General features: G+C 41.6%; 22 protein-coding genes and 1 pseudogene. 13 read left to right on the forward strand and 10 right to left on the reverse strand.

All coding sequences use genetic code 11. The annotated features are described in order from the left end of the window. Nucleotides 1–157: 157 nt before the first annotated feature. Nucleotides 158–1,324 carry a FecR family protein gene (locus D0T87_RS00730; RefSeq protein ID WP_163171844.1) on the reverse strand — a complete coding sequence of 389 codons (1,167 nt, stop codon included), beginning with the start codon at nucleotides 1,322–1,324 and terminating at the stop codon, nucleotides 158–160. A gap of 89 nt (nucleotides 1,325–1,413) precedes the next feature. Then, the gene (locus D0T87_RS00735) at nucleotides 1,414–2,013 is read right to left on the reverse strand and encodes an RNA polymerase sigma factor (RefSeq protein ID WP_163171846.1); all 600 of its coding nucleotides are present in this window, start codon (nucleotides 2,011–2,013) and stop codon (nucleotides 1,414–1,416) included. A 668-nt stretch (nucleotides 2,014–2,681) separates the two neighbouring features. Between D0T87_RS00735 and D0T87_RS00740 the strand changes: the two genes are divergently transcribed. Then, nucleotides 2,682–3,188, forward strand: a complete 507-nt coding sequence (locus D0T87_RS00740) for an RNA polymerase sigma factor (protein WP_163171848.1) — start codon at nucleotides 2,682–2,684, stop codon at nucleotides 3,186–3,188. A gap of 216 nt (nucleotides 3,189–3,404) precedes the next feature. On the opposite strand, the gene D0T87_RS00745 is transcribed toward D0T87_RS00740, so the two are convergent. Next, a complete protein-coding gene (locus D0T87_RS00745) occupies nucleotides 3,405–4,034 on the reverse strand; it encodes a phosphoribosylglycinamide formyltransferase (RefSeq protein WP_163171850.1) in 630 nt (209 codons plus the stop codon). Between the two features lie 98 nt (nucleotides 4,035–4,132). On the opposite strand from D0T87_RS00745, the gene D0T87_RS00750 reads away from it, so the two are divergent. The 3 genes and pseudogenes from D0T87_RS00750 (at nucleotide 4,133) to rnc (ending at nucleotide 6,727) form a co-directional block, all read left to right on the forward strand. Then, nucleotides 4,133–4,369 (forward strand): acyl carrier protein, encoded by a 237-nt coding sequence (locus tag D0T87_RS00750; RefSeq protein WP_002558672.1) that lies wholly within the window; start codon nucleotides 4,133–4,135, stop codon nucleotides 4,367–4,369. Between the two features lie 18 nt (nucleotides 4,370–4,387). Continuing rightward, complete coding sequence (gene fabF / locus D0T87_RS00755; protein ID WP_163171852.1) at nucleotides 4,388–5,650, forward strand: beta-ketoacyl-ACP synthase II; 1,263 nt, start codon at nucleotides 4,388–4,390, stop codon at nucleotides 5,648–5,650. Then, nucleotides 5,613–6,727: pseudogene (gene rnc / locus D0T87_RS00760) on the forward strand (ribonuclease III). Before fabF ends, rnc begins: the two are co-directional and overlap by 38 nt. Here the strand turns inward: rnc and D0T87_RS00765 are convergent. Next, the gene (locus D0T87_RS00765) at nucleotides 6,666–7,700 is read right to left on the reverse strand and encodes an ATP-dependent 6-phosphofructokinase (protein WP_163171856.1); all 1,035 of its coding nucleotides are present in this window, start codon (nucleotides 7,698–7,700) and stop codon (nucleotides 6,666–6,668) included. The pseudogene rnc and the gene D0T87_RS00765 overlap by 62 nt on opposite strands. A gap of 112 nt (nucleotides 7,701–7,812) precedes the next feature. On the opposite strand from D0T87_RS00765, the gene D0T87_RS00770 reads away from it, so the two are divergent. Continuing rightward, nucleotides 7,813–9,327 carry a GH3 auxin-responsive promoter family protein gene (locus tag D0T87_RS00770; protein WP_163171858.1) on the forward strand — a complete coding sequence of 505 codons (1,515 nt, stop codon included), beginning with the start codon at nucleotides 7,813–7,815 and terminating at the stop codon, nucleotides 9,325–9,327. 654 nt (nucleotides 9,328–9,981) lie between these two features. Here the strand turns inward: D0T87_RS00770 and D0T87_RS00775 are convergent. From D0T87_RS00775 to D0T87_RS00790, 4 genes are read right to left on the reverse strand one after another with little or no spacing between them, the layout of a single operon-like run. After that, a complete protein-coding gene (locus D0T87_RS00775) occupies nucleotides 9,982–12,438 on the reverse strand; it encodes a CHAT domain-containing protein (protein WP_163171860.1) in 2,457 nt (818 codons plus the stop codon). Then, nucleotides 12,429–13,169: a hypothetical protein gene (locus D0T87_RS00780; RefSeq protein WP_163171862.1), complete on the reverse strand. Its 741-nt coding sequence runs from the start codon at nucleotides 13,167–13,169 to the stop codon at nucleotides 12,429–12,431. Before D0T87_RS00780 ends, D0T87_RS00775 begins: the two co-directional genes overlap by 10 nt. Nucleotides 13,170–13,185: 16 nt before the next feature. Then, nucleotides 13,186–13,755, reverse strand: coding sequence for a sigma-70 family RNA polymerase sigma factor (locus D0T87_RS00785; RefSeq protein WP_163171864.1), 570 nt, complete (start codon nucleotides 13,753–13,755; stop codon nucleotides 13,186–13,188). Between the two features lie 2 nt (nucleotides 13,756–13,757). After that, nucleotides 13,758–14,672 carry a caspase family protein gene (locus D0T87_RS00790; RefSeq protein WP_163171866.1) on the reverse strand — a complete coding sequence of 305 codons (915 nt, stop codon included), beginning with the start codon at nucleotides 14,670–14,672 and terminating at the stop codon, nucleotides 13,758–13,760. Between the two features lie 275 nt (nucleotides 14,673–14,947). Here D0T87_RS00790 and D0T87_RS00795 point away from each other — a divergent pair, with 275 nt between their 5' ends. The 6 genes from D0T87_RS00795 (at nucleotide 14,948) to D0T87_RS00820 (ending at nucleotide 19,316) form a co-directional block, all read left to right on the forward strand. Next, on the forward strand, nucleotides 14,948–15,535 hold the full coding sequence (locus D0T87_RS00795; RefSeq protein WP_163171868.1) for a hypothetical protein: 588 nt from the start codon (nucleotides 14,948–14,950) through the stop codon (nucleotides 15,533–15,535). Nucleotides 15,536–15,576: 41 nt separating this feature from the next. After that, nucleotides 15,577–17,232 carry a fimbrillin family protein gene (locus tag D0T87_RS00800; protein ID WP_163171870.1) on the forward strand — a complete coding sequence of 552 codons (1,656 nt, stop codon included), beginning with the start codon at nucleotides 15,577–15,579 and terminating at the stop codon, nucleotides 17,230–17,232. Nucleotides 17,233–17,299: 67 nt separating this feature from the next. Further along, the gene (locus D0T87_RS00805) at nucleotides 17,300–17,611 is read left to right on the forward strand and encodes a TRL-like family protein (RefSeq protein WP_163172266.1); all 312 of its coding nucleotides are present in this window, start codon (nucleotides 17,300–17,302) and stop codon (nucleotides 17,609–17,611) included. Beyond that, a complete protein-coding gene (locus D0T87_RS00810) occupies nucleotides 17,601–18,191 on the forward strand; it encodes a hypothetical protein (protein WP_163171872.1) in 591 nt (196 codons plus the stop codon). The genes D0T87_RS00805 and D0T87_RS00810 overlap by 11 nt, the downstream gene beginning before the upstream one ends. Nucleotide 18,192: 1 nt before the next feature. Further along, a complete protein-coding gene (locus tag D0T87_RS00815) occupies nucleotides 18,193–18,633 on the forward strand; it encodes a hypothetical protein (protein WP_163171874.1) in 441 nt (146 codons plus the stop codon). Between the two features lie 44 nt (nucleotides 18,634–18,677). Then, complete coding sequence (locus D0T87_RS00820; protein ID WP_163171876.1) at nucleotides 18,678–19,316, forward strand: SH3 domain-containing protein; 639 nt, start codon at nucleotides 18,678–18,680, stop codon at nucleotides 19,314–19,316. A gap of 462 nt (nucleotides 19,317–19,778) precedes the next feature. Here D0T87_RS00820 and D0T87_RS00825 read toward each other — a convergent pair whose 3' ends face one another. After that, entirely contained in the window at nucleotides 19,779–20,285 is a 507-nt protein-coding gene (locus tag D0T87_RS00825; protein WP_163171878.1) for an RNA polymerase sigma factor, read from the reverse strand. A 533-nt stretch (nucleotides 20,286–20,818) separates the two neighbouring features. Between D0T87_RS00825 and D0T87_RS00830 the strand changes: the two genes are divergently transcribed. Both D0T87_RS00830 and D0T87_RS00835 read left to right on the forward strand, forming a co-directional pair. After that, the gene (locus D0T87_RS00830) at nucleotides 20,819–21,619 is read left to right on the forward strand and encodes a fimbrillin family protein (protein ID WP_163171880.1); all 801 of its coding nucleotides are present in this window, start codon (nucleotides 20,819–20,821) and stop codon (nucleotides 21,617–21,619) included. Between the two features lie 26 nt (nucleotides 21,620–21,645). Then, a complete protein-coding gene (locus tag D0T87_RS00835; protein WP_163171882.1) occupies nucleotides 21,646–23,076 on the forward strand; it encodes a fimbrillin family protein in 1,431 nt (476 codons plus the stop codon). Between the two features lie 173 nt (nucleotides 23,077–23,249). Here the strand turns inward: D0T87_RS00835 and D0T87_RS00840 are convergent. Continuing rightward, on the reverse strand, nucleotides 23,250–23,469 hold a 220-nt coding region (locus D0T87_RS00840), incomplete at its 5' end, for a sigma factor-like helix-turn-helix DNA-binding protein (protein ID WP_304521275.1).

Consider the following 23,469-nt stretch of genomic DNA (forward strand, 5'->3'; position numbering starts at 1 on the left):
TCACTTAAAGTTACCGAACCGTATAATATTCGCAGTATTATGCGGTTCACTCCTTTTTATCAACAATTGATATAAAAAGGGATTAAGGTGGACGGTGTGTTTTTCGGGTCATGGTATAAGATTTATTTAAAGTTAAACGAAGAGCACAGGGTTGCTGTTATTTCCTCATATGAATTTGTATTTCATCGCCAGATCCCTTTTTATAAGTAAATGAAAGTGAGGCAGACAAGCTTCTGAGTACCTCTTCCAGGGAATCGTGCAGGTTAAGTTTTCCTTTGTATCGCTCTGTAGATATGGTTTGTTCATCGCACTTGATATTTACGTTATAATGACGGGCAAGGCGAGCGAACATATTATCGAGTGATTCTCCGTCAACAATCATAACACCGTCTCTCCAACAGGTATATGTGTAGGTGTCTACCTTCTTCACCCTTGCCGCTCCATCGCGAGAGAAGTAACCCTGACTGGGTACTAGCCGTTGTTTGTGCGCTTCGGTCTTAACATCGACACTTCCTTCTACTAGTACAACTGAGTTTTCGGTATCTTCGCTGTATGCACTCAGGTTGAATTTGGTACCAAGTACTTCTACATCGAACATCTTAGCATGAACTATAAAGGGTTTTTCTTTAGATTTCTCTACTTCAAGATAGATTTCGCCTTCGATGTAGATTTCTCTTTTATCGGCGGCAAAAACTTTGGGATAGATTAGCTTACTACCTGAGTTGAGCCAGGCCATGGTACCGTCATGGAACTTGATATTGGTTCTTTTTCCGTGAGGAACAACCAACTGGACAAGTTCGGTTTCGAGATCGGCGGATTTTACTTTTTCTTTCTCTCCCACCATCAGGTTACCATCTTCAGTTTGGGTGATGGTTTCGTTATTTTCTATCTGGGTAGTGGTGGAGCCGGATATGATCTGGACTTCATCGGTGTTGATGGTTACTTCATTCAAAAGGGATAGCATTTGTGAGGTCCGTTGTAGTTCGTCAATCCCTGTTCTGTTGAAAAATAGGGAGAAGCCCAGAACCAGACAGGCACAGGCGGCAACACTACCTATGGTCAACCGTAAGGAACGTGTCTTTCTTTGGCGTTGGGTAATTTCTTTAAAGAGTAGATCGTAATCCATATCAATCTGTGTCTGAGACACCATAGCCGGATTAACCTTTAAGTTCTGCAACAGGGTAAATGCATCGGAGATCATATCCCGATGGCCGGAGTATTTTTCGATGTATGCTTCCAGTTTCTCCGGGTTATTCTCTATTGATATGGCGTTTAGCTCTGTATCAAGTAGAAAGTATTCAAAATCCAACTTATTTTGCTCCATAATTTATGCGTCTTAGTTATAGTACAAAGAGAGACCGATTTTATAATCAGTCTCTCTTGATTTTTTTTCATTTTCTTTAAAAAAATGTTTTAAGGCCATTCGGCAAAGAGTGTGAGGAGGAAAAAACAGAGCATAAAATCGGGGTTTTCTTTCCGCATTTTCTCCATGGCTCTATAGGTAAGGTTTCGGGCAGCCTGTTCGGACACATCCATGATGTGGGCTATTTCGTGATATTCCATTTGATGCAGGAATCGCAAATAAATAATCTCTTTTTGCCGAGCTGTAAGGCTACCGATTACATGGTTCACCTTATTACGCAGGATTTGCAGTTCTTCTTCATCCTCAATCTGACTATTCTCCACAGAATAATTCAATTCGAAGTTTTCAATTTGATGGTAAGAAAGATGCCGGCTGTTGAATTTTTCGTGGTTGATAAATGCATTCCGCACGGAGGCAAACAGGAAGGGCTGGATAGTTGCCACTTCTTTAATAAGGTGAGGTCTGGTATAAAGTTTAATAAAAAGTTCCTGAATGATGTCTCTGATGGTTTCATCATCCATACCCAAGCCAATGCCGTATGCATAGAGTTTGGCATAGTTGTACTTGTAGAATAAAGAAAAGGAATCCTTGTCTCCATTCACAAATGAAGTCCAAAGTTCAGAGTCTTTTTTAGTGTTTACAAGTGACATTCTTAAATTGTTAGTAATGGGCAAATGAATGCTGAAATATACAAATATATATTTTCTAACGGTTCTCGCAAAAGGTTTTTGGGTTTAGTTTAATTTAGCTGGGTATAACATAGCAACAGCCAATCTATTTCCGGGCGATAATAGTACTTCTTATGATGTTTAAAAAGTAGTATTCATTCACTAAGCTCGCCCCTACAGCAAACCATTTACATCAAAACTCACTAAAACAATCGATTAAATGGTTCTTTTCTTTTCATCAGAAGGTTATTTCGGGCAGTGTAATAAGAGAATTACATATAAGAACAAGAAATAGATGAAGAATAAGGATAATAAGCAGGAACAGTTCGAACCACCTGGCCTTTCTTATCATTTTATGTCTTTTGAAGCGTTCCATAATACAAATATATTGTTTAATAAGGAAGGAAAGAAAATTAAATCATTCATATTTATCATCCCATCCTCTTAAAGTCTTGGGCTATTACCACCTAAAATCTATCAAAAAACTAGCCTAAACTACCTAAAAACTGTTCGTTGTCTGCTACCCCCCTATTCTGTGATAGATTTTGTCCCATCGTTTTTTGCGATCCACCATACCTTTGCATTACCGGAACGAAAAACAATCTCCGGTCAGAAGTATAACATAGTGGTAATCATTAAAAATAGAAGTTATGAAAAGTAGTGTAGATTTTAAGAGAGATTTGGTAAGCGTACAGGATGAGTTATTCCGCTTCGCTTTTAAATTGACTTCCAATCGTGAAGAAGCTAACGACCTATTACAGGAAACTTCTCTGAAAGCACTGGATAATGAAGAGAAATATGCACCCGACACCAATTTTAAAGGTTGGATGTACACCATCATGCGTAATATCTTCATCAATAACTATCGTAAAGTGGTTCGCGAACAAACGTACGTAGACCAAACGGATAACCTATACCACCTGAACCTTCCACAAGAATCTGGTTTCGAAAATACCGAAAGCGCTTACGACCTGAAAGAAATGCGCCGCGTGGTACACGCTCTACCATCCGAATACCGCGTTCCTTTCTCCATGCACGTGGCCGGTTTCAAATACCGCGAAATTGCCGATAAACTAAACCTGCCTCTGGGCACCGTAAAGAGCCGCATCTTCTTTACCCGCCAAAAACTACAAGAAGAACTTAAAGACTTCCGCTAACCGGCAAGGGCAGCGAGGGCAGCGAGGCGCTGCACCCAGGTTTCCATGCGGCCGGCAAGGTGCCGGTGCCAGGTCTTTATTTATATATTACACTGCGAAACTTCGCTGCGGCACGTTGCCGCCCTAAACCTTTTACCGTAGGGGCGGTTCGCGAACCGCCCAACAAGCCAGAGGAAATCATTTACTGTGCGCTATCGGGCGGTTCGCGAACCGCCCCTACAGTAAACCAGTTATTACCTCCTCAATCACCTGCGGATAATGCTCATACTCCAACGCATGCACCTTAGCAGCTACATCCTGCGGAGTATCCTCAGGAAGAACCGGACAAGCAACCTGCACAATCACTTCACCCTCATCGTACCGTTCATTTAAATAATGTATAGTGATCCCCGTTTCCGTTTCCCTGGCAGCCACTACCGCCTCGTGAACATGGTCCCCATACATGCCCTTACCACCGTACTTCGGGAGTAAAGAAGGGTGTATATTTATAACCTTGTCGGGATAAGTATGCAAAATAGCATCGGGAATATGAGCCAGAAACCCGGCGAGTACAACAAAGTCAATATTATACCTCTGCAAAGCAGCCAGCACATTCGCCCCGCCGCTTGCCCACTCATCGCGCAAAAAGACTTCAAAAGGCACACCAAGCGTTTCTGAACGTTCTAAAACGAAGGCATTACTCCGGGTGGAAACAACCAAAGCCACCCGAATTGTCTCATGATCCATGAAATAACGGATAATATTCTCGGCATTTGAACCCGAACCGGAAGCGAAAATAGCAATGTTTTTAGTCATATTTGATAGGTCGAGTGCACAAAAAGGTGAAAAATGTGCAAGAAATCGCATTTTGTTATTCAAATATTTGCTAGGAACGATAAATATTTATTCCTTTGCAGCGCAAATTTAAAGAAATAAATCTGATTATTAATTAAAACTTAAAAGTTATGTCTGAAATTGCATCAAGAGTAAAAGCTATTATCGTCGACAAATTAGGCGTTGAAGAATCAGAAGTTACAACTGAAGCGAGCTTCACTAACGATTTAGGAGCAGACTCTCTTGACACAGTAGAACTTATCATGGAGTTCGAAAAAGAATTTGGAATTTCTATTCCTGATGATCAAGCAGAAAAAATCGGTACTGTAGGCGACGCTGTTTCTTATATCGAAGAACACGCTAAGTAATCTGTTTCTATTCATCATATGGAATTAAAAAGAGTTGTAGTAACAGGTCTTGGCGCCATTACTCCCATTGGGAACAATGTTCCTGAATTCTGGGAAAACCTTGTCAATGGGGTTAGTGGAGCGGGGCCTATTACTCGTTTTGATCCCGCACTCTTCAAGACCAAATTTGCAGCCGAAGTGAAAAACTTCGACGTAACGCAATACATAGACCGCAAAGAAGCACGCAAGATGGACCTGTACACACAGTACGCCGTAGCCGTAGCCAAAGAAGCAGTCGCAGACTCAGGTCTTGATGTAGAAAACGAGGATCGTACCAAAATCGGTGTAATCTTTGGAGCCGGAATCGGTGGTATCACTACCTTTGAAGACGAAGTCAGCAATTATGCGCTGAACCAGGACAAAGGCCCAAGATTCAATCCTTTCTTCATCCCCAAAATGATCTCGGACATCGCTGCCGGACAAATATCAATCATGTATGGTTTTCATGGACCGAACTATGCCACATGCGCAGCATGTGCTACTTCGACCAACGCTATCGCCGACGCTTTTAACCTCATCCGTCTGGGTAAGGCAAACGTTATCGTATCCGGAGGTTCCGAAGCAGCCATCGCACCTGCGGCTATAGGAGGATTCAACGCCATGCACGCATTGTCGACCCGCAATGATGAACCGCTGGCAGCTTCACGCCCGTTCAGCGCAAGCCGCGACGGATTCGTGATGGGAGAAGGCGGCGGTTGTCTTATTCTGGAAGAACTGGAACATGCAAAAGCCCGCGGAGCGAAAATATACGCCGAAATTGTTGGTACCGGACTTTCGGGCGATGCTTACCACCTGACAGCCTCACATCCGGAAGGATTGGGTGCTAAGTTGGTAATGAGAAACGCACTGGAAGATGCCGAAATGAGTCCCGAAGAAGTTGACTATATCAACGTTCATGGCACATCAACTCCTGTTGGTGATATTTCAGAGGTTAAAGCCATCAAAGAAGTGTTTGGTGACCACGCTTATAAACTCAATATCAGCTCATCCAAATCAATGACCGGACACCTGCTGGGTGCAGCCGGAGCCGTTGAAGCTATCGCAAGTATTCTTGCAGTTAAAAATGATATTGTACCTCCGACAATCAACCACGCAGAAGGAGATAATGACGAAAACATCGACTATGACCTGAACTTCACATTCAGCAAAGCGCAAAAACGTGAAGTGAACGTAGCCTTGTCCAATACATTTGGATTTGGCGGTCATAACGCATGCGCGATTTTCAAAAAATACGCAGAGTAGTTAGTCGTGTTACGTAACCAAATAGACAGGATAAGACTTCTGTTCCACAAGGACAGAAAGTCTTATCTTTGTTTTTATAAGATACTCGGGTTCTTTCCTAAGAACATTGAGTTATATGAACAGGCGCTCCTACACAAATCTAGTTCTCTACGCTCGGAGCAAGGTCGCCCGATCAACAACGAACGTCTTGAATTTCTGGGAGATGCTATTCTCGATGCCATCGTGGGCGATATCGTTTATAAGCATTTCGAAGGTAAAAGAGAAGGATTCCTCACCAATACACGCTCCAAAATTGTACAACGCGAAACGCTGAACAAGTTGGCGGTGGAGATCGGACTGGATAAACTCATAAAGTATTCCGCCCGCTCCTCATCACACAACAGCTATATGTATGGCAACGCGTTCGAGGCTTTCATCGGGGCCATATATCTGGACCAGGGATACAGAAAGTGTAAGAAATTCCTTGAAGAGCGCATCATTGCCAAGTATATCGACCTCGATAAATTGTCGAAGAAGGAAGTTAACTTCAAGTCGAAACTCATCGAATGGTGCCAGAAAAATAAAGTAAAGGTTTCCTTTGAGCTCATCGAACAAACGCTGGACGAGAAGAGTAACCCCATGTTCCAGACCGAAGTACTGATTGAAGGCATAACGGCCGGAGACGGAAACGGATACTCAAAGAAGGAATCTCAACAGAATGCCGCCAAAATGGCACTGAAGAAAATCAAATCCGACCAAACATTTGCAGCAAGGTGCCGTGAGGCAACGCGCGAGGCAACATCCCCCGACGAAGTTGGGGTAACGTGCCCCGGCGAGGTTGGGGCAACGTGCCCCGGCGAGGTTTCTATGCAGGTGGAGGAATCTATAGAAACCGTAGAAGAAATGCTTGAGGATATGTCGGATGAGATTATCAATGATATCATTGACGAGATGGACGACTGTGAAATTACAAAAGAGGAATCGGAAGAAGACTCTACAGAAATAGAGCAGGACAAATCAATAGCAATAGCTCAAATCATAGATGCGCTGAATGAACGGACGACCCGAAGGAGATACCCATTCGTTGACCTTGTATGATGAGGTCGTGATCTTCGGGAACTACTTTGAGTTTTCCGGCAACCTCGCCTAATGGCAGAGATGATATTTCGTTCATACTCCAAGTTATCATGCGTCCAAACTCCCGGCGGGAAATAAGTTCAGTGGCATGACCACCCATCCGGGTTGCCAGATTGCGGTCGAATGAAGTGGGCGATCCGCCACGCTGAATATACCCCAGCACCGTTTCGCGGGTTTCTATACCCGTTTCGTATTCAATCTCCTGTGCAATATATTCGGCTACGCGCTTCCTGCCATCTGTCTGAATACCCTCGGCAACAACCACGATAGAGTAAGGTTTTCCCTTCCGCAACCGGTTAAGAATAGTCTCTCCAATGTTTTTGATGTTATACGGGATCTCGGGGATCAGGATTACATCTCCCCCACCCGCCATTCCGGAATATAAAGCAATCCAGCCCGCCTTGTGCCCCATTACTTCAATCACCATCACCCGTTTGTGCGAGCTGGCAGTAGAGTGCAAACGATCAATGGCATCTGTAGCAATACTGACTGCGGTATCGAACCCGAAACAGAAATCCGTACCCCAGATATCGTTGTCTATTGTTTTGGGAATAGACACAATATTAACGCCCATAGCAGCGAACTTGGCAGCCGTCTTTTGCGTTCCGTTTCCGCCGATACAAACCACACAATCCAAGCCCAGTTCTTCAATATTCCGGGCGATTTCACCGGGTTTATCCGACCCGGCAGGGACTCCCTTTTTCTTGAATGGTTTCTCGCGCGAAGTACCCAGCATGGTCCCCCCCATGTTCAATAAACCGGATAATGATTTTTCGTCCAATATCTCAACATCTTTGGTCAGAAGCCCTTGAAATCCGCTGTGTATACCGACGACCTCCATCCCGTAATGATTGATGGCCGTTTTGCACACACCACGAATTGTAGCATTAATTCCGGGGCAATCTCCCCCTGATGTCAGAATTCCTATTCTCATTGTCCGCTAAATCTTAAAAAATTAACTTTTTATGATTATTTACGTGGTAAAGATAGAAAAAAAAGATAAATAAGGTTACTTTTGCGCAGCCAAACGTTATTAGAAATTTGAGATGAGTATTACAAAGATCATTGGTAAGGTTTTCGAACCTAGATTAAAGCAAATAGACCGATATGCTACACAAGCAGGAGAGATACAGCACAATGTGCTGGTGAAACTCCTTAAAAAAGCCGAGAACACGGAATGGGGAAAGAAATATGATTATAAATCAATCCGTAGTTATGAGGACTTCCGCCAACGTGTGCCTATTCAGACATATGACGATATTAAACCGTGGGTGGAACGTCTCAGAGCGGGGGAAAAGAACCTGATCTGGCCTTCGGAGATCCAATGGTTTGCCAAATCTTCGGGAACAACGAATGATAAAAGCAAGTTCCTGCCCGTCAGCAAAGAATCACTACAGGACATTCACTATAAAGGAGCGGCAGATGCTGTTGCTATGTATCTCAGGAACAATCCAAGCAGCCGTTTCTTTTCCGGAAAAGGCGTTATCCTCGGAGGGAGTCATAGGCCAAATGATAATTCAGGCCATGGATTGGTGGGCGACTTGTCGGCCATTCTGATTCAAAACGTAAGCCCGGCCGTAAACTTTCTACGTGTTCCCAGCAAAAAAGTTGCTTTGATGGACGAATGGGAAACCAAGATCGAAGCCATCGCCAATAGCACCATAAAAGCAGATGTGACAAGCCTTTCGGGAGTTCCTTCCTGGTTCCTTGTACTGATCAAAAGGGTGTTGGAGAAAACCGGCAAGCAAACACTGGAAGAGGTGTGGCCAAACCTGGAAGTATTCTTCCACGGGGGCGTTAGCTTCAATCCTTACCGTGAGCAATATAAACAGATTGTTCAATCGCCTAAAATGCACTACGTAGAGACGTATAACGCATCGGAGGGTTATTTTGGTACACAGAATGATCTGTCGGACCGCTCCATGCTGATTATGATAGATTATGGCATCTTCTATGAGTTCGTTCCGTTGGAAGATGTGGAACTAGAAAACCCGCGTGTCTATAGCCTCAGCGAAGTGGAACTGAATAAGAACTACGCCATGCTAATCTCTACCTCGTCGGGATTGTGGAGATACATGATTGGCGATACGGTGAAGTTTACGAACAACAAACCTTATAAGTTCGTAATTACCGGCCGCACCAAGCATTACATCAATGCTTTTGGCGAAGAACTTATTATAGATAACGCCGAGAAAGGATTGACCAAAGCATGTGCCGAAACCGGCGCACAAATAAGCGAATATTCTGCCGCACCGGTGTTCATGGATGCAAATGCCAAGTGCCGCCATCAGTGGTTGGTGGAGTTTGCCAAAATGCCCGATTCGATCGAACATTTTGCAAGCGTATTGGACATGACTCTAAAAGAAGTCAACTCCGACTATGAAGCTAAACGCTGGAAAGATATTGCTCTTCAACCGCTGGAAGTAATCGTTGCCCGCGACGGACTGTTCCACGACTGGCTGAAAGAAAAAGGTAAACTGGGAGGCCAGCACAAAGTACCTCGCCTGAGCAATGTACGCGATCATATTGAGGAGATGCTGGTATTGAACGAAAAAGACTAAAATGCGATAGCAACATGCTATAACGCTATACATAGTGTTTTCTGGCAGAAAAAGTGTCATATCTCACACAACGCCCTTGAAATACCGATGGATAGGGCGTTTCTTGAATCAGCGTGTTGCACAGAAGTCACACGCTACAATCACAAGTCACACGGAGATGAAAAGCCGCATGAGACTCATCGATATGATTAACAAAATGCTTATAGCGAATTTACGCTGGTTAATGTCTTTTGTCGTTGTGCAAGAGAAGCCGGTCAGAGAAAACACTATAAGCTTCATCAGCAAATGGACAAACCTTGAATACACCCGGGTGTACCAACCCAAAAGACCCGGGTGTATGGGTATGAAAGACCCGGGTCTTCCCGATCGGAACACCCGGGTCTTTTGGAACTCACTGAACTGCCTTTTGGGCAGGAAAAGAGTTCAATTGCTGATAAACTACAGTTTGATTTAACTTAGAACATAGTAGCTGCATGGGGTCACGCTGACTTGTCCTGAAATAGGTTGACTCCTATTCACCCTTTAATATTTTCTCTTATGCGTACAAAAAGTTGTGTAGCTCCTACTGGTCGTCGTTACCCTTTGGAGTTTCGTTTATCTCTTGTAAAATTGTATCTTTGTAGCAACCGTAGTTATTCTAGTTTAGCCTGTGAACTATTCCATCAGAATAAACCCTGCCCATTTCTCCGGATTATCCGGATATTTATCTTTCATATCGCGTTGCGCCCTGATAAAAGCATCGCTTTTGCAATACCCATCTTGCCAATACGTGTAAAAGCCCGTCATCAGTTCTGCGGTTTCTTTATCGGGAACATCGTTCAGGCTCAATATTATAGATCTCACTCCAGACAGGCGCAATGCCTTCTGTATTCCAGCCACCCCTTCCCCATCTTTTATACCTCCGAGTCCGGTATTGCAGGCGGAGAATACAGCGAGCTCAGCTTTTGAAAAGATCATGTTACTCAGATCCATTGCCGTAACAATACAATCATTCTGGAAGTCATTATTCATTGAATCCTTCCAAGCATAATTTGCTCCAGACAACATAAGTCCAGTTCGCAGTAATGGTTCAAAATGTCCACTTTTGCCATTATTGTTGATTCCCGGGGTTTCTATCCCTCTATCAAAGGGCAAATAAAATCCGTGTGTCGAAATATGCAGAACGGAAACATCGGGATTCTGAGATAATGCTCGCAGGTTCTTCTCGGTGGCATCCTTACCCATAAATTTGTATGTTTTCCAAGGGGCCTTCACTAATTGGAAAATTGCATTCACCTCATCTTTAGAGCCAGGTAAATAACCAAATCCCTGACTTCTTACATCATCCATCTCATGCACCACAAGTCCAAAATCGGCACCGCCAAAAAGATAAATACCTTTAGGAGACTGATCCATACGCATTTTACCCTTTTCGGAGTTAACGATATCCAGAGTTTCAATATTCATCTGATAATGGATATCAAACCTCTCACACAAATAGGAGCCATCCGATTTCAGCCCGCCAAAAGGTATGGTATTGATTAATCCTGTGGGAGAGAAAAACAGCGTATTTACATCGCAAAGCCACTCTGACATACGACTCCAAAGCAAAGAAACCAGCAATTCATCCCTATGTTTATGGTTAAGAGCATGCTCCAACTGCTTATGCGAGCATAAATGAATAAATTCAGGCTGCTTGCTATCTTTTTTCAAGAGAATTACCCCATACGTTTTGGGAAAATCAGGTGATTCCTGTAGCTCCACAAAATCAAGAACAGCATCATTTGAGTTCATCATTTTTTGTATATCAGCCCAGCCCTTCAACTTAAATAATCTTAGCTGTTGGATTTCTGTCATATAACTTCTCATTTCTCTCTCGTATGCAACACCCAACATTTCATTCTTGGCTATCTCAACAATATCGCTTGTCAGTTGTGTACGAGATTTTATCTCACTGGTAATATACGCGTTTAATTTATCCGAAAGATCTTTCACATAGGGATCCGTCTGGAAGATATCAAGATCAATCGGCCGCGGCCGTGGCGGACTAAGAAAAATATTCTTTTTCAACCTGTTATTCCCATAAAGAAATGCCGCTATACCTTCAAGGTCAGTATTCTTAATTGCAAAGGTTTGCATCTCATTAAAGTAATCAGCCATCATCTTCCATAGATGAACTCTATCGGCTTCGAGCATATAGGGAATATAACTTTCTAATGATGAAAGCAATAAATCCTGTAACGCCTTATATATTTTAAGAGCTTCTTTCTTAAATCCAACAGAGTTGTATAATTTTGCCGTATAGCTCAATTCTGGTAAAAAGGTAGGAGGACAGGTGGTTCCTATCATAGCAGACACTGCATTCTTGTGATAATAATAGCCGGAGACTGCTCGATCGAGCAGATCGGCAGCTTTAGCGTATTCTCTTTTACAGAGGGCTATATTGGCTAAATTATTAAGAGTAGTAGCTTCAAGAAATCTATTTGGAGCAGAAGGAAGAACAGATAATACTTTTTCTGCTTCTGATATCTTTGAATGTTGTATATAATAAGCCGCTACTTCATTGCTAAAATAGAACAGACTCTTATCGGTGATATTCTCCCATCTTTTTCGCGTCGCTAACATTTCGGTATAACACTCCTTTACCATTTCTTCATTTCCTTGTTTAGCATAAAACCGCATTCCATAAACAAGTGCATCTATATACTGATGAGCAACTCCTCTATGTTCAAATCCTTTTAACGTATGAATTGCATACCTGTAATACATATCTATCTTTTCAGCGGGCGTTGTTTTATGAAAATCCGAAAGTGCAGCAAGCTGCGCCAGGGTATGAGCAGCTAAAGGTACTATACGAGGGTTTTCTCTTTCTAGCTCGCTAACTAGATAGATAAAAGCACGTTCCATAACAAGATAGCCATGAACAGAATAACCATTTTCACAACAAAGACAGGCAAGTTTAATGAGTTCTACCGCATAAAGCGTACTATCTCTTTCGGCCGCTTCAAGCTTTTTAATAACTTGATATGTTTTCTTTAAATAATGTCCCCGCTCAACATCCAGCTCCTGCCCTACCAACAAAGCAGAAAGCACGCAAAACATTAAGAATATACACCATTTCTTTAAAACCATACGCGTTGTTTCAATTTGGTTTGAATTTCCTTCGCCATCTCTTTATAATGCAAGCTATTTCCGGCCATTTCACCGGCAATTGATCCGGCTTGCTCCTTATCACCCACACCCAGATAAGCACATAGCAACAGCCATTTAGCCTCTTCTGTATAGTCAGTATCATTAACCCGGCTCAATACAGGAATCGCCTGCTTCGGGAGATCGCTTTCTATATAACTAACAGCAATATACAACAACGTAGCCGAGGAAACATTTGTTGGTAACTGTTCCTGCCATTGCTCCTGATACATAGCAGCGACTTGTTTATATTCCTTATTTTCAAAATGCGTTATGATTTGATTGTTAATCACGGCATCCTCCATCGAGAGAGCCGTTCCACCTCTGGGGCGCTCAATCATAGGAATGGAATAGTACTCCCGGAATATATCCTGCGCGCTATACTTCGGACTATATCCTATCATAAAAACAACTCCAATCAAAGCCGCTGCAATAATAATAGATGCTACCCTAAGACGCTTTACCCCCAAACGTTCTTGTGGTTTTTGTTCCATTATCTTCCGTACTTCTTTTTCGGCCAAATGCCGTTCTGCTTCCACTATAAGCTGGCGAAGAGCAACCTTTTCACGTAACTCCTCATCGTTTTCGAGGTTTTCACAGAAAGCAAGATGTTCTTCTACGCCCATCTGGTCGAGAATGAAATCGTCTATATCCTGATCTGTATATTTTTCCATAATTCAGATGGTATATTTATTTCCAGTTTATGCCTATTTTCTTTAATCGCCCTTTAAGCTCCAACGTTATTTTCTGGAGGCAACTCCTTTTCTTATTCTTGGCCACTTGCTCGGTCTTATAATCCATCAATTGGGCTATTTCAGTCATTTTCTTTCTTTCCCAATAGTACAATTGCAATATCTTGTTACAATCTCCTGCCGATTCATAGATTAACCTGCGGGCCACGTCCTGCGCCTCTTCCCACTCGTGGTTTTTATAATATTGAAGCAGCCATTCCTGAGCCGGGATCTGCCTGACCTTATCAGTCCTTTCTTTTCTCTCCCAGTACTTCTTAATATAGTTCTTCCCTATCCCAAACAAATATGTGTGAAGGGAGTAACCGGAATCCTTGTATTTGTTTGCCTGTAGATTTTCGTAAAGCTTGATGAAACTCTCATGGTATATTTCCCCGGCATCTTCCGGAGGAACATCATAATACTTTCGGGCAAACGACACAAATTTCCCCTGATATTGCTCATACATTTTACGCACAGCGTCATTACTGAGGAGCTGACTCGCCGGATGCATCTTGTTTTTCTCTCTCATGCTTATCTTCCTACTCTAAAAGGGATATTTCTGTGGGTACACTCCATGTAAGGCGTCTGCTTATCCGAGTGAGGTTTCAATCGCCTCATCTCCTGGACTAACTGCTGCATAAAACCATCAACGCTCACGCCAGATGCATTTCCTTTGCCGACAACATTCAAAAATGCATAAGTCAGAAAGCCATAATAAGTAGAAGACTCCCGATGAAAATATTCGTAATTATTCTCCTGGCTCATACAAGCGCTGAATACGGTTACCGGCGAACAGCCCGCCTTCGGTTTCAAGTGTAGACTCAACTCCGGGTTATTTCCTTTTTTCGGTACATAATCATCCGGAGCAAATATAGCACCCGTTCCCCGCACGTATTCCTGTTGTTCGTTCTTCCGGTTTCCGGTTCCGCTATGACAAGCATCCAATACAACAGTCACATATCCGCTACTTCCCGCTTTCCGGCGCAGCTTATCAATCCATAAACCCAGTTCATCGTCTCGTAAATGGTTTTTGCCTTCATACTTTCCGGGTATATACCAGAATGTGGCATCATAAGGAATCAGTGCCTCGTCAAGACCATCCTCTTCATCGCCATTGTCATCCATCATCTGCTGGCCGTGACAGGAGAAATGAACGTATAAATAATCACCCGCAACAGTCTGGTTATACAGTTTCTGTAACCCATCAACTATACGTTGTTTCGTAGCCTCCGATTCGGACAAGAACAATATATTTTGCATACTAAACCGATTCTGAGCCAAGTATGATTGAAGTATTTTCTTGTCATTACAAGCATGTAAAGGTTCCCATCCCGAGTACGTCGGATACTGGCTAATTGTAACAATAAGTGCTCTGTTTGTTTGGGAATAAACACAGATTGTAGTAAACAAACCGATGCAGAACAGGCACAGACGGATTTTGCACATGATATATCTTTGCTTTTCAGGCAAAGGTATCTTTTTTTTTAGATTTATCCTATTACCTTTTACTCTTTGGACGGATAAAAATATAGACCCATTAAAAACAGCAGGTATGGTTCGCTATACCTTGTTTGCTTTTAAAATGTGGCTATTTAGAATAAACCTTATAATCAATCGCTTACTTAGACAAGGTTTGTTATTTTGATCGAAGAACCTTGTTTTCAAGCCTTTTGAGATAAATATTGATTTACTTTTGCCGGAAGCTCCGGTTATTTGAATTTATGAAAAATAAGCATACAAAAATATCTTATAGCATAGCGAAGGGGTTCTTGCTGGAGTTGTTGGATCATCATGATCTGATGAATGATACAGATATTAAAGAGAAGATAGAACGACTTACCTCACAAGACAACAGCCTGATTGAAAATGAATCGCCAAGCCGGATTGTGATTGATAGAAAGTGTCGTGTGTATCTTCCGGATTATTCGGAACAAGAGGCTGTTATGCCTTATTTGGCCAAAACCTTATTCCTCTTCTTTTTGAATCACCCTCAAGGACTCGAATTCAGAAAGATGCATAAACATACGAAAGAACTATATGATATTTATCAGGTGGTGTCCGAAGCAAAAAACATGGAAGCCGAACGCATCCGAAATAGCATAAACAATCTTGTAAACCCTACAAACAATCGCATCTATGAAGTATGCTCACTTGTTCGTAAGGCTTTTCTTCAGATTGTTGCAAATGCAGAGCAGGCCGAACATTATTGTATTTCGGGACAGCACGGTGGGATACGCCGAATCAGTATAGACCGGAAGCTGGTTCATATTGAGAATGAGAAACTGAAATTATACTTTATGAATAATTGATAGAATAACAAATACATTGGCTAAATCAAACAATTATAACTATGAAGCAACTACTTTATCTCATGCTAGGCTTAATACTCTTCTCCTGTTCAAAAGAAGAAGCAGAGATTGAGAACGCAAAAACGCCAATCTCCTTCTCGTCTCAGGTAAATATACGCGAGAAGTCGAGAGCAAGCGATGCAGGTTTCGAAACGAACGATCAAATCGGCGTTTATATCACCAAATGGAACAGTAGTACACAAACCAGCTTGAAATCATCCGGCAATTATGTCGATAATAAACTTTACACCTATTCATCGGCGGGTTTTAACACCAGCTCTTTGGCGTATTACCCGGAAGACGGAAGCAAGATAGATGTTTATGCTTATTATCCATACGGCGAACTATCTTCTTCGACAAATGTATCGTTTACGGTAAAGCCCGACCAGTCTACACAAGCGGGATATACAAACAGTGATTTAATGACGAGCACAGTTACCGGACGGTCCACTTCGACTGCTCCGATTCCACTGGCTTTTAATCATGCCCTGGCTAAGATCGTAATCATTCTCGATTCTAAGACGGTTCCCGCAGGTACGAAAAGTGTTACGTTGGAGAACGTTTACACAAGCTGCAACTATAATTTAAGTAATGGCGAATGCTCTATTAAAGGAAGCAAATCGCAGATTGTGTTAAAAGCCGATGGAGCAAACCGGTTTATTGGTATCCTACCTCCACAAACCTTTAGCGCTCAACAGCTTTTGGCAACGATCACGATAAACGGAGAGCCATATACCTGGACACCAAAGTCGGATATCAGTTTCGTAAGCAATATAGAAAATGAATATACATTAATCTTTGAAAATGGAGACCCCGTAGCACTCTCTGCAACTATTAAGCCATGGGGAAAACCTAAAGACGACGAATTAAAACTTACTATAGAGGCTTCGGGCTATGATGTAGTCAAAGATCTTAAAAACCTTGCGGCAGAGAATTACTTCACAGGGAAATTGCCCGACAATATTCGCCTTCGCATGAGTTCCTATCTTTATAAAGCTACTACCGCTTTTGTTGGAGATGAAAGTATGGTAAGCAAGTATGATATATTACTTAACAACATTACCCAGACGGCTACATTCACAACCAAGTTGGATGAAGCCGGATACTATCAAGCTATCACTGTTTGTGATTTGGTAGAAGTAAATGCAAGCGGAACAATAATAAAGGAGTACAATAAAATTACCGCAGAAACAAGCGGACCAAAGGTATTTATCAATTCCAGCACCAAAGCGGGATATTTAAGCGCTTTTGGTACAGCCTACTCTGACTTCACAATAGAAGGTAGCAGAACCATAAACTTGTCTCCTAAACCTGCGGGTGGTTTGATTACGCTTCACTTTACAAATATTGATAGTTCGGTATATCCGCAAATGACTTATAAGTTTGATGGAGAGTATTTTAGTAATTATGATGCAAAAATAGGAGGTACAAATTACACCAGTTCATTAACTGAATATCATACATTCAATACAGAAGTCCAATATACAGATTATAAACTACAGTTATATGCCATACCAGCAGATCCCAGTAGTTTTACTTGGGGGCGTACATTAATGTGGAATGGTAAAGATTTCACCGTAACCCCTGGAGTGAACAATTATATTGTAGCTGACGGAAATGCCCACTCAACAACGATCTATAATGAGATTAAGAAATAAAGACTTTAAACCATCCCTGAACAATCAGGATATATTGTATTATATTAATTTTAATTCATTCATCATTATGAAGAAAATTTTCATTACTGTTTGTGCTGTTTCAGCACTTATTTTCTCAAGCTGTGGAACTATCCAATCTGGAATCTCGGGTGCTTTATACACCGATGTTAAAAGTCCGGTAGCTGTTACATCGAACTCAGGTTCATCAAAGGTGGGTACCTCAAACGCATCTATGATTATTGGTATTGCTACGGGCGATGCCAGTATAGAAGCAGCTGCTAAATCGGCTGGTATCACTAAGATTCACCATGTAGACAGCCATGCAACAAACATTCTGGGAGTATACGGAAAATATGTTATCACCGTATATGGTGAATAATATTATTAGTGCCTCTAAGCGGACAACGGCAGGTATTTTACCTGCTGTTGTTTCCAATACACGTATACTGAAAGTGCTGACGGGCATGTTCTTCATCCTGTTGTCCATTCAGTTTACTGCGGCACAAAACATATCCAAATACTATACATTAACCAATCAGGGAGATCATAAATTATATTTTATTTATCCACAAAGCGGATTCAGGAGCAACACGGATAAATTAGTTTTTGACCTCACCCATCTGGACTCAAGAGATTACGTTACTTTCAACTTCACATATACTAATAAAGAATCGCTCGAAGTGGACTCGGTGTCTTTCATTTATGATGGAACAGTTGCCCAGCTTCCGGCTCAGAGAATCTACACAGAGTTCAAATCGAAATGGGTGCACCGCATAGGTGTCGATATTCCCTTTGAACAGATGCAGGCTTTCTTCAGGAGCGACAATACACCTGAGATCTGTCTGAGCAGCAACGGAGGAAAGAAAATCAGTCTTTATATAAAGAAAGGAGATTGGAAGAGAGTAGCCCGGATAGATGGCCGCATTCTTGAGATTATAACTTTGAACAAAAAACAATAAGATGATGAAGAACTTTATATCCAGTTTAGTAGCATTTCTTTGCATGGTACTCATGTCTGCCTGCAACGATAGCAGTCCGCAGAAAGAATTATTTGACTATGCTATGGATAACGGTATAGTCACCGAATGCCAGCTTCTATCCTTCCCCGAATGGGATGGTAAACCCAAAATTGTCGATTCGGAAGAGGTTATTCTGTTGGTTCAGGGTCAACAGGCAAAGGTTTGTTATAAAGATATTCCGAACATTAAAGATATTCCTTTCCAAACCGATGTCTATATCATAAATGTAATATCCAGCGACGCCATTTTAGTTTTAGCCTGCATACCGGCCGATCGGATAGAAGCCGGGAAAAAGGATTTCTCGACCATAAAAGGATATTTCACTACTGATGAAGAGCAAATAAAGGAAATATTGAAGTCGGTAACTGCAAAAGCCGAATAAGAAATAGTACTCAAACCTAATATTAACTCTAAAAACAAGTTATCATGAAGTCAAGTTTATTATGTGCAGTACTCTGCTTTTTATCAGTCTCCTTGTCGGGCATGGCGCAGAGTGCAATTCCTGCAAAGATTGTAGAGATCACTAAACCCAATGTAAATATCAGAAAAACGGCTGCGACTAATGGTGCTATTGTCGAAAAAGCCCCCAAAGGCAAGCAGTATGAGCTTGTAAGCACACAAGGTGCATGGTATGAGATTAAAGATCCAATCACGAGTGAGGTTGCCTTTGTATCCAACACCGTGTCAGTAGCTAAAGCGCCTGTGGCTTTGGAGAGTTATATTAAAGAAACAGGGAGCAAGAATAAAGAATTTAGATATGCAAAAACCAGCCCTTCCGAGGAAACGTCATACGCATATTCGTTCTCCCTAGGAGAAGGGAACAATAAAGTTGTAAATGCATGGTTACATTATCAGTATGTTAATGATAAAGGGCATTCAAGAGGAAACGATAATTCATACATAGGAGAACTCAAAGGATGGTATATCGTACTAAACAAAGAAAGAGATATAATAACAGAAGAAATTAGTGAAATGAGTCCAATCATCGTATATAAATCAGTAGTCGATGACGGATACTACATTGATGGAATATTATATAAAACAGTTCAGGGAAGCACGTTCTAAACAGATTTGACAAAGTAAGTCTGATGATACTTTAGCAATAAAGAGTTTATACTCAACGGCTGACTTATCAGCACGCAAGTAATATAAAAGAAGAAGAATAGCGCTGTTCTTCATAAAGAATAGCGCTGTTCTTCGCGAAAAACAGCGCTATTCTTCTTCTTTTATAGGGATTAAGTAAAAATTCGCAAGCTATACCGTGCAACTACGCCAGCGGTTGAGTATACACAATGCAACTGCAACCTGTATTCTCAAGATGAATAAAAAAGAAGGGGTATCTTAAAAAACAAAAGAAGATACCCGAGATGGATACCTTCTTCTTCACTTATCTATGGTTTAGGTTGTTTGTTTGAAAAGACTGTCGGAAACCTGGTTGTAGCGCCTCACTACCCGCATGGAAACCCGGTTGTAGCGCCTCGCTGCCCTCGCTACCCGCATGGAAACCTGGCACCGGCACCTTGCCGGCTAGCGGAAGTCTTTTAGTTCTTCTTGCAATCTTTGGCGGGTAAAGAAGATACGGCTCTTTACGGTACCCAAAGGCAAGTCTAATTTATCGGCGATCTCGCGGTATTTAAAACCGGCTACATGCATAGAGAAAGGAACGCGATAATCAGAAGGTAATGCATTTACCACGCGACGCATTTCTTTCAGGTCATAAGCACCCTCGGTGCTTTCGAAACCAGAGTCTTGTGGAAGGTTCAGGTGATATAGGTTATCGGTCTGGTCAACGTAAGTCTGCTCACGAACCACTTTACGATAGTTATTAATAAAAATATTACGCATGATAGTGTACATCCAACCCTTGAAGTTAGTATCAGGAGCATATTTATCTTCATTATCTAACGCTTTCAGGGAAGTTTCCTGTAACAAGTCATTAGCTTCTTCGCGGTTGGCAGTTAATTTAAATGCGAAACGTAATAATTCATCTTGTACGCTTACCAAATCTCTCTTAAAATCGACGCTGCTTTTCATAACTTTAATTCTTTTAATGATTACCACTATATGTTCAGTACTTTAAAACCACTATATGTTCTCAGTATGATCGGATACTGTTTTATCGTTCCGACAATGCAAACTTACCACCAATCCCAAAGAGAGATGGGACAAAATCCATCACAGATTAGGGGGCAAACTGACTTCGGATAGTTTTCAGGTGGTTTTAGCCTGTTTCCTGATAGATTTTGGGTGGTAAAAAGCAGACTAAATAGCAAGTAGAAAAATCAGCAAAGGCCTATTCCGTGATTTTGACTAGTTTTTTGATAGTTTTTCAAAGGAATAAACGTACAAATAACAACACAACACGGAAAACCGTAGCAAATTGTTTAGAAAAAACAAAGACCTTTGCATAATAGCTATTCTACTATAAAATAAAAGTAATTTTTTTAATACGCCGGTTCTTATAGTTATAGAACAATAAATACAGTAAGGCAATTGATTGAATGAAAACATTTTAACCAACTAAATCAGAAAATAAACTCAATTATTGACTCACATTAATTATAATCATGAAGCAACTACTTTATCTCACGCTGGGCTTAGTACTTCTTTCCTGTTCAAAAGAAGATACAGAGCCGTTCATTGAAAACGCAAAAATACCGATCTCCTTCTCATATCAAAGAGAAGTAGGAACCAGAGCCACGGATTATGGCTTTGAAACAGGAGATAGGATAGGCGTTTACATCACTAAATGGAATGGGAATAACCAAACCAGTTTAAAGGCATCGGGTAACTACGAAGACAATAAACCCTTTACCTATGCCAACAACGCGTTTACTTATTCACCACAAATCTATTTCCCATCGGACGGAAGCAAAGTGGATATCTATGCCTACTACCCACAACAGACAGGTAGCTCGGCAAGTCAAATCAACTTCAAGGTAAAGCTAAACCAGGCATCAGGGAGCAACTTTACGCTTAGCGATTTTATGATAACCACTAAGAAAAACTGCTCGCCCTCAACGCAGAGCATCCCGCTTTCATTCACTCATTCACTGTCAAGAATAAACATTGCGCTCGACCAGGCAACGCTTCCCTCCGGGACGCCACAGGTCTTTGTTTGCGGAATGGCAAGCTCTGTTAAGTTAGACCTTGTAGAAATGACCTATGCGACAGGAAATGAGTCGGACGACATTACAGCCTGTCCAAACGGAATCAGAAACTACAAGGTTATAGTGCCTCCTCAAACCATCAAAGCCGGAACCAACTTCATCAAGATTGTGGTAGGAGGAAAGACGTATACCGTGAAAAAGGACTATGACATAAATCTGGAAACCGGATTGGAATATAGCTATACTATCTCATTTTAGAAATTACACTATAAAATTATACCATTATGAAAAAGAAACTTTTTTTAGGCATGCTTGCCAGTTTTGCTTTATTCTCGTGTGGCGGAAGTGATGATGATCCAAAAGTAGAAGAAACACAGGTTCCCATCTATTTCTCGTCTCAGGTAAATATACGTGAAAAATCGAGAGCAACCGATGCAGGATTTGAATCAAACGATCAGATTGGTGTTTACATCACCAAATGGAACGGTAGTACACAAACTTCATTAAAATCATCCGGCAATTATGTCGATAATAAACTTTACACCTACTCATCGTCGGGTTTTAGTGCAAGCCCCTTGGCATATTACCCGGAAGACGGAAGCAAGATAGATGTATATGCATATTATCCATACAGCGAACTATCTTCTTCGACAAATGTATCGTTTACGGTAAAACCTGACCAGTCAACACAATCAGGTTACACAAAGAGTGATTTAATGACGAGCACAGTTAGCGGACGGTCCACTTCGACCAGCGCGATTCCTCTTACATTTAATCATGCTTTGGCTAAAGTCATAATCAACCTTGATTCGAAAACGGTTCCCGCAGGTACGAAAAGCATTACTCTGGAAAACATTTACACAAGCTGCAACTATAATTTAAGCAGTGGCGAATGCTCTACTAAAGGAAGTAAATCGCAGATCGTGTTAAAAGCCGATGGCACAAACCGGTTTATAGGAGTTTTACCACCACAAACATTTAACTCCGGACAACTTTTAGCTACTATTTCGATTAACGGTGAACCATACACCTGGAAACCAACCTCGAATGTAAGTTTCGCAAGCAACACAGAGACCGAGTATACATTAGAATTTGAAAACGGAGACGCGGTAGCATTTACTGCAACGATTAATCCATGGGGAAAACCTAAAATCAACGAAGTGGTTCCTACCGAAATGCAGGAAAAGATCAAAGATTACATGCCTATTTACAATGGCTCTACGCCTCCCAATGTGATGGGAACTTATCTGTGTAGTCCTAACTATATGATTCATTCTTCTATTCCGGGAGAAACAAATGATGATTACGATTTCGCAGATAGATTATTCAGATTCAGCAATCAGAATTTCACGAATAATACGTTAGATTATGACAGTAAACAAGGAGCTGATGGTCAATCGTCTGGTAAAGGTTACTTCATTAGTGGTTCAGGAGACAACTTTACTGTATTCTTTAATACTACCGGTACAAGTTATGGGATTTCTATTAAAATGGCAACAGTTATATCCGGAACTAAAACATCGCAAGGCATTAAGAATTATAGATATGCATTCTTAATGTTAGAGAAAGGACCAGACCCAGAAAACAAATTAGTCGAAGTTGGAACTTTCCGCATATTCAAAGATGAGAACGAACTGGCAAGTAATTCAACCTGGACAAATACCAGAAGCCTTGATTGGGGCACCGGACAATCTATCTATTCGGCAAATAAATAAAGATATCAAGCACACTTAATATAAGAAAGCCCGTTTGAGAATAAACTCAGACGGGCTTGTTATATAATAAAGGTTTAGGTTGTATCCTTGAAAAACAGTCGGAAATTTGATATCGCTACTTTGCTCTGCTACCCGCATGGAAACCTGGGTGCAGCGCCTCGCTGCCCTCGCTGCTAGCGGAAGTCTTTTAGTTCTTCTTGCAATCTTTGGCGGGTAAAGAAGATACGGCTCTTTACGGTACCCAAAGGCAAGTCTAATTTGTCGGCGATCTCGCGGTATTTGAAACCGGCCACGTGCATAGAGAAAGGAACGCGATAATCAGAAGGTAATGCATTTACCACGCGACGCATTTCTTTCAGGTCATAAGCACCCTCGGTGCTTTCGAAACCAGAG

Source organism: Bacteroides sp. 51, assembly GCF_010500965.1.
Classification (GTDB): domain Bacteria; phylum Bacteroidota; class Bacteroidia; order Bacteroidales; family Bacteroidaceae; genus Bacteroides.

Bases quoted from the DNA above. Each gene is read 5' to 3' on its own strand.
- D0T87_RS00770 (WP_163171858.1), top strand. From the start codon at position 7,813: ATGAGTATTACAAAGATCATTGGTAAGGTTTTCGAACCTAGATTAAAG.
- D0T87_RS00775 (WP_163171860.1), bottom strand. From the start codon at position 12,438: ATGGTTTTAAAGAAATGGTGTATATTCTTAATGTTTTGCGTGCTTTCT.
- D0T87_RS00740 (WP_163171848.1), top strand. From the start codon at position 2,682: ATGAAAAGTAGTGTAGATTTTAAGAGAGATTTGGTAAGCGTACAGGAT.
- D0T87_RS00780 (WP_163171862.1), bottom strand. From the start codon at position 13,169: ATGGAAAAATATACAGATCAGGATATAGACGATTTCATTCTCGACCAG.
- D0T87_RS00745 (WP_163171850.1), bottom strand. From the start codon at position 4,034: ATGCGATTTCTTGCACATTTTTCACCTTTTTGTGCACTCGACCTATCA.
- D0T87_RS00765 (WP_163171856.1), bottom strand. From the start codon at position 7,700: ATGAGAATAGGAATTCTGACATCAGGGGGAGATTGCCCCGGAATTAAT.
- D0T87_RS00805 (WP_163172266.1), top strand. From the start codon at position 17,300: ATGAAGAAAATTTTCATTACTGTTTGTGCTGTTTCAGCACTTATTTTC.
- D0T87_RS00835 (WP_163171882.1), top strand. From the start codon at position 21,646: ATGAAAAAGAAACTTTTTTTAGGCATGCTTGCCAGTTTTGCTTTATTC.
- D0T87_RS00800 (WP_163171870.1), top strand. From the start codon at position 15,577: ATGAAGCAACTACTTTATCTCATGCTAGGCTTAATACTCTTCTCCTGT.
- D0T87_RS00820 (WP_163171876.1), top strand. From the start codon at position 18,678: ATGAAGTCAAGTTTATTATGTGCAGTACTCTGCTTTTTATCAGTCTCC.
- D0T87_RS00735 (WP_163171846.1), bottom strand. From the start codon at position 2,013: ATGTCACTTGTAAACACTAAAAAAGACTCTGAACTTTGGACTTCATTT.
- D0T87_RS00825 (WP_163171878.1), bottom strand. From the start codon at position 20,285: ATGAAAAGCAGCGTCGATTTTAAGAGAGATTTGGTAAGCGTACAAGAT.
- D0T87_RS00730 (WP_163171844.1), bottom strand. From the start codon at position 1,324: ATGGAGCAAAATAAGTTGGATTTTGAATACTTTCTACTTGATACAGAG.
- D0T87_RS00785 (WP_163171864.1), bottom strand. From the start codon at position 13,755: ATGAGAGAGAAAAACAAGATGCATCCGGCGAGTCAGCTCCTCAGTAAT.
- D0T87_RS00795 (WP_163171868.1), top strand. From the start codon at position 14,948: ATGAAAAATAAGCATACAAAAATATCTTATAGCATAGCGAAGGGGTTC.
- D0T87_RS00790 (WP_163171866.1), bottom strand. From the start codon at position 14,672: ATGTGCAAAATCCGTCTGTGCCTGTTCTGCATCGGTTTGTTTACTACA.
- D0T87_RS00750 (WP_002558672.1), top strand. From the start codon at position 4,133: ATGTCTGAAATTGCATCAAGAGTAAAAGCTATTATCGTCGACAAATTA.
- D0T87_RS00830 (WP_163171880.1), top strand. From the start codon at position 20,819: ATGAAGCAACTACTTTATCTCACGCTGGGCTTAGTACTTCTTTCCTGT.
- D0T87_RS00810 (WP_163171872.1), top strand. From the start codon at position 17,601: ATGGTGAATAATATTATTAGTGCCTCTAAGCGGACAACGGCAGGTATT.
- fabF (WP_163171852.1), top strand. From the start codon at position 4,388: ATGGAATTAAAAAGAGTTGTAGTAACAGGTCTTGGCGCCATTACTCCC.
- D0T87_RS00815 (WP_163171874.1), top strand. From the start codon at position 18,193: ATGATGAAGAACTTTATATCCAGTTTAGTAGCATTTCTTTGCATGGTA.